General features: G+C 61.2%; 6 protein-coding genes. 3 read left to right on the plus strand and 3 right to left on the minus strand.

From position 1 onward, the window contains the following. A partial coding sequence (locus BI292_RS09025) for a LacI family DNA-binding transcriptional regulator (protein WP_157831236.1) occupies positions 1 to 366 on the minus strand: 366 nt, incomplete at its 3' end. 196 nt (positions 367 to 562) lie between these two features. On the opposite strand from BI292_RS09025, the gene BI292_RS09030 reads away from it, so the two are divergent. The 3 genes from BI292_RS09030 to BI292_RS09040 all read left to right on the plus strand — a co-directional run bounded on the left by BI292_RS09030 (position 563) and on the right by BI292_RS09040 (position 4141). Then, complete coding sequence (locus BI292_RS09030; RefSeq protein ID WP_371918717.1) at positions 563 to 1741, plus strand: Gfo/Idh/MocA family protein; 1179 nt, start codon at positions 563 to 565, stop codon at positions 1739 to 1741. Continuing rightward, positions 1738 to 2841, plus strand: a complete 1104-nt coding sequence (locus BI292_RS09035; RefSeq protein ID WP_101207669.1) for a sugar phosphate isomerase/epimerase — start codon at positions 1738 to 1740, stop codon at positions 2839 to 2841. The genes BI292_RS09030 and BI292_RS09035 overlap by 4 nt, the downstream gene beginning before the upstream one ends. Positions 2842 to 2911: 70 nt before the next feature. Beyond that, on the plus strand, positions 2912 to 4141 hold the full coding sequence (locus tag BI292_RS09040) for a nucleoside permease (RefSeq protein WP_101207670.1): 1230 nt from the start codon (positions 2912 to 2914) through the stop codon (positions 4139 to 4141). A gap of 13 nt (positions 4142 to 4154) precedes the next feature. Here the strand turns inward: BI292_RS09040 and BI292_RS09045 are convergent, their stop codons facing one another. Then, entirely contained in the window at positions 4155 to 4481 is a 327-nt protein-coding gene (locus tag BI292_RS09045) for a hypothetical protein (protein ID WP_178076556.1), read from the minus strand. Between the two features lie 135 nt (positions 4482 to 4616). Further along, on the minus strand, positions 4617 to 5252 hold a 636-nt coding region (locus tag BI292_RS09050; RefSeq protein WP_101207672.1), incomplete at its 5' end, for a DMT family transporter.

Here is a 5252-nt window from a genome sequence, read left to right on the forward strand (position 1 = left end):
CAACTGGATCACGCCGTCGGCCTGATGGGCGTACACCAGCGCGGCGAATTCGCGTTCTATTTCTTCACGGCCCTGGGTGTCGCACAGCAGCAGTCGATAGCCCGCCGCTTGCGCCGCTTGTTGCGCGCCGCTGATGACCCGGGCGAAGAACACGTTGGCAATCGTCGGCACCAGAATCACCAGGTTGCCGGTGCGCCGTGAACGAAATTGCACCGCCATCAAGTTCGGTCGGTAGCCGGCCTTCGCCACGGCGGCGTTGACCTTGTCCCGCGTGTCGGGCAGCACGCGCTCGGGCGATTTCAGGGTTCGCGACACCGTGGCCACCGAAACCCCGGCCAGTCGGGCTACTTCACGGATATTGGACAAGCTCACCTCGATTTCGAACAGCGCGGCCGGCGAGCTTACCGCAGGTCGGCGTTGCGCTGAAATGTGCGGGTTTTTTAGCCTCGGGGGTTTGACACTTTGGCGAACTCAGCCTAAATTTCCGCCACGATGTAACCGGTTACATCATAGCCAGTTACCAGCCGCTTTCCACCGAGCGCTTCTGAAGAGAACCAACGCGATGAACCTGCCAGTGGCAAAAATACGAATGGGTTTTGTCGGCGGCGGCGAGGGTGCTTTCATCGCCCAGGCGCACCGTCAGGCGGCCGGGCTCGATGGCCGTTTCGAGCTGGTGTGCGGCGCCTTCAGCCGCAACCCGCAAAACACCCAGGACACCGGCGCGGCGCTCGGTTTGCCGGCATCGCGCTGCTACAGCGACTGGCAGCACATGCTCGCCACCGAGCGCACGCTGCCCGAAGCGCAGCGCATGCAACTGGTGGTGATCGTCACGCCCAACCACCTGCACGCACCTGTTGCCAGCCAAGCGTTGAGCGCCGGGTTTCACGTGTTCAGCGAAAAACCGGCGGCGCTGAATCTGGCTGAGCTGCTTGCGTTGAAAGACGTGGTGCTGCGCAGCAATCGCCTCTATGGACTGGCCCACACTTACCTCGGTTACCCGATGGTCTGGCAGGCGCGCGAGATGGTGCGCAGCGGCGTGATCGGCGGGCTGCGCAAGGTGATCGTCGAATATCCGCAAGGCTGGCTCAGCGCGGATGTGGCCGGGCAGGGCAACAAGCAGGCCGAATGGCGCGACAACCCTGAATTGTCGGGATTGGGCGGCTGCATTGGCGACATCGGCACGCACGCGTTTTCCCTCGCCGAATTTGTCGCTGATCAACCGATCCGGCAGTTATGCGCGATGTTGGGCGTGCACATCGCCGGGCGGCAACTGGATGACGACGCCTCGATGCTGTTCAAAATGGCCGACGGCGCCAGCGGCGTGTTGATCGCCAGCCAAGTCTGCGCCGGCGAAGAAAACCCGCTGAAGATTCGTGTCTACGGCGACAAGGGTGGCCTCGAATGGCGTCAGGAAGAGCCCGCCAGCCTGATCCACCGCGCCCTCGATCAACCCATGCGCGTGTTGCGTTCCGGCGTCGGCCAGCCGTGGTTATGCGCCGCCGCCAGCCAGCGCATGCGTTTGCCGGCCGGCCACCCGGAAGGCTATCTCGAAGCCATGGCCAACCTTTACGGCGACCTCGCCAATGCGATCCGTGGCCACGCCCAAGGGCAAAGCAGCGGCCACGATGCCCCCGGAGTGCCGGGCATCGAAGTCGGCCTGCGCGGCATGGCGTTTATCGAAACGGTGATCGCCAACCATCGCGGCGACGCCAAGTGGACCGAACTGGTCTGCACCCCATGACTCTGGAGAATCCTGCCGTGAACGACATCGTCAAAACCTCGACCGGCCTGCGCGGCCCGGGGATTTTCCTCGCGCAGTTCATGTCCGCCGAAGCGCCGTTCGACAGCTTGGCGAACATCGCCCAGTGGGCCGCGTCGCAAGGCTACAAAGCGATTCAACTGCCGACCTTGGGCACGCAATTCATCGACCTCGCGCGCGCGGCAGACAGTCAGGATTACTGCGATGAACTGAAGGCGATTTGCGCGCAGGCAGGCGTCGAAATCAGTGAGCTGTCGACCCACCTGCAAGGCCAGTTGGTCGCCGTGCACCCGGCGTTCGACACGCTGTTCGACGACTTCGCCCCGGCGCATCTACGCGGTCAACCGCAGGCGCGCACCGAGTGGGCGGTCGAGCAATTGAAGCTCGCCGCGCGCGCCAGTCAACGCTTGGGATTGACCGCACACGCGACGTTTTCCGGGGCGCTGCTGTGGCCGTACATCTACCCATGGCCGCAACGGCCGAGCGGTTTGGTCGAGCAGGGTTTTGCCGAACTGGCCAAGCGCTGGTTGCCGATCCTCGACTGTTTTGCAGAGGCCGGCGTGGATCTTTGCTACGAAATTCACCCTGGCGAAGACCTGCACGACGGCGCCTCGTTCGAGCGTTTTCTCGACGCGGTCAATCACCATCCGCGCGCGGCGATCCTTTATGACCCGAGCCATTTACTGCTGCAGCAAATGGACTATCTGGGCTTCATCGACCGTTACCACGAGCGGATTCGCATGTTCCACGTCAAGGACGCCGAGTTCCGCCCCGACGCGCGTTCCGGGGTCTACGGTGGTTATCAGGGCTGGGTCGAGCGGCCGGGGCGCTTCCGTTCGCTGGGCGATGGCCAGATCGATTTCAAATCGATTTTCAGCAAACTCACCCAGTACGATTTCAGCGGCTGGGCAGTGCTGGAGTGGGAATGTTGCCTCAAGGATTCGGCGCAGGGCGCGGCTGAAGGTGCCGCGTTTATTCAGCGGCACATGATCAGCAAAACGCAAAAGGCCTTTGACGATTTCGCCAGTGTCTCGGCCGATGAAGCGTTTAACCGCCGTTTGCTGGGGTTGCCTGACGCCTGAAATTGCCAGGCTACAAAGCTCTGATCTGGCTCTGATTTGAAAAGAAAATAACAATAAAAAGGTGATTTGAATGACGACGATGACCGCGCGACTGAGCGCAATGATGTTCCTGCAGTTTTTCATCTGGGGTGGCTGGTTTGTCACCCTCGGCACCTTCCTCGCCAGCAATCTTGGCGCCAGTGGCGGGCAGATCGGCATGGCGTTTTCGACGCAGTCGTGGGGCGCGATCATCGCGCCGTTTGTGATTGGCTTGATCGCCGACCGTTTCTTCAACGCCGAGCGCATTCTCGCGGTGCTGCACCTGATCGGCGCCGTGTTGCTGTATCAACTCTATCGCGCGCCGGATTTCGCCACGTTTTACCCGTACGTGCTGGCCTACATGATGATCTACATGCCGACGTTGGCATTGGTCAACTCGGTGGCGTTCCGGCAGATGAGCGACCCGGCGCTGGAGTTTTCGCGCATCCGCGTCTGGGGCACGATTGGCTGGATTGTCGCCGGCGTGGTCATCAGTTTTGTGTTCGCCTGGGACTCGCAAGCGGCGATTTCCGGCGGTGGGTTGCGCAACACCTTTTTGATGGCGGCGATTGCCTCGCTGCTGCTCGGGCTCTATAGCTTCACGCTGCCGCGCACCGCGCCGTTGACGGCTGAAGCGGGCGGCGGTCTCAAGCAAATGCTCGGTCTGGATGCCTTGGGTTTGTTGAAGGATCGCAGCTATCTGGTGTTCTTCATTGCCTCGATTCTGATCTGCATTCCGCTGGCGTTTTATTACCAGAATGCCAACCCGTTCCTCGCCGAAATCGGCGTGACCAACCCCACGGCAAAAATGGCCATCGGGCAGGTCTCCGAAGTGCTGTTCATGCTGTTGCTGCCGTTGTTCATCCACCGTTTCGGGATCAAGATCGCGCTGTTGGTGGGCATGCTCGCGTGGGCGTTGCGCTATTTGCTGTTCGCGTACGGCAACAACGGCGACCTGGCGTTCATGCTGTTCACCGGCATCGCGCTGCACGGCATCTGCTACGACTTTTTCTTCGTTTCCGGGCAGATCTACACCGACGCGAAAGCGCCGGAACGCTTCAGAAGTTCGGCGCAAGGTTTGATCACTCTGGCGACTTACGGCTTGGGCATGTTGATCGGTTTTTGGGTCGCCGGGCAGGTCACCGACCATTACGCTGCGGCCAGCAGCCACGACTGGAAAAGCATCTGGCTGTTCCCGGCAGGTTTTGCGCTGGTGATCTTTGTGTGTTTTTCGCTGGCTTTCAAAGGTCGGCAACCAGAGGCGGTGCAACCGACGGTTTGACGGCGTTCACCGGCTAACGACCGACCAATGGATAGTGCTTGATACGGCACGGATAGCTGTTGCCGTCGCCCTTGCAGATACCGTCCAGATAGCGGTAGTCGATCTGCACCGACTGGCCTTTTTTCGGCCATTGGCGGCGCGGCAGGGTCGATTGGTAGTCTTTGGTTTCCGGGGTGAACGTCAGGTTTGCATTTGCTTCAGGGCAGTCCGCTGTCGCTTGTTTCGAACTGACTTTCACCACCCGCGCCTGCAGCTGTGGGTACAGCTGTTTGACCACTTCGGTGATCAGCACCTTCAGGCTGCAAATCTGCCATGTCGAGGCGTGTGCGGGTGCGCTCATTGCTGCTAACGCCGAAAGGGCAAATACGTAGCGCGCGGTGTGTTTGATCATGATTGCCCTGGCCCGTAAGGCTGACGTTGAACAGCAAGTCGAACAGAAAGTCAGCGCAGCATAGTGGATTTGTTTGGTGTCCTCTCAGGGTTTTTGCTGATTCTCCGAGCGCACCACCAGCCAGATCCCGACCGCAGAAACCGCCATGCCCAACACCATTTGCCACGACAGCGGTTCATCGAACATCGCCCAGGCCCAGAGCATGGTGACCGGCGGGCTCAGGTACAAAATACTCGCGACGCGGGTGGCGCTGGCGCGGCGCAGGCAGATCCAATAGAGCCCGTAACCGCCAATAGTCGACAGCCCGACGGTCCACAAAACGCTCAAGGCAAAGCCGCTGCTGGGGATCGGCGCGAGGCTGCCGTGCAGACCCTCGATGACGCCGAACGCGACGCTCGACACACAACATTGCAGCCACAGGTTCGGCAGCAGATCCATCGACTGCGTGGCGGGCAGATGCTTTTGCCACAGCGTCGCCACCGCCAGCGACAACATGCCCAGCAGCGGCAAGCCATACGCCCACAACGGCGCATCGCCCCACGCCAGCGCGCCGTGCGTAACCAGCACCACGCCGAGCAAACCGACGAACAATCCCGCCCAAACTTGCCATACCAGACGTTGGCGCAACACCAGCGCAGCGAGCAGCGCCATGCCCATCGGCAGCAAATCAGCGAACAACGCGGCGAGGCCGGCCGGCACGCCCAGCGCAATCCCTTGAAT

This window comes from Pseudomonas sp. 43NM1 (assembly GCF_002836905.1).
In the GTDB taxonomy this organism is placed as follows: Bacteria; Pseudomonadota; Gammaproteobacteria; order Pseudomonadales; family Pseudomonadaceae; genus Aquipseudomonas; species Aquipseudomonas prosekii.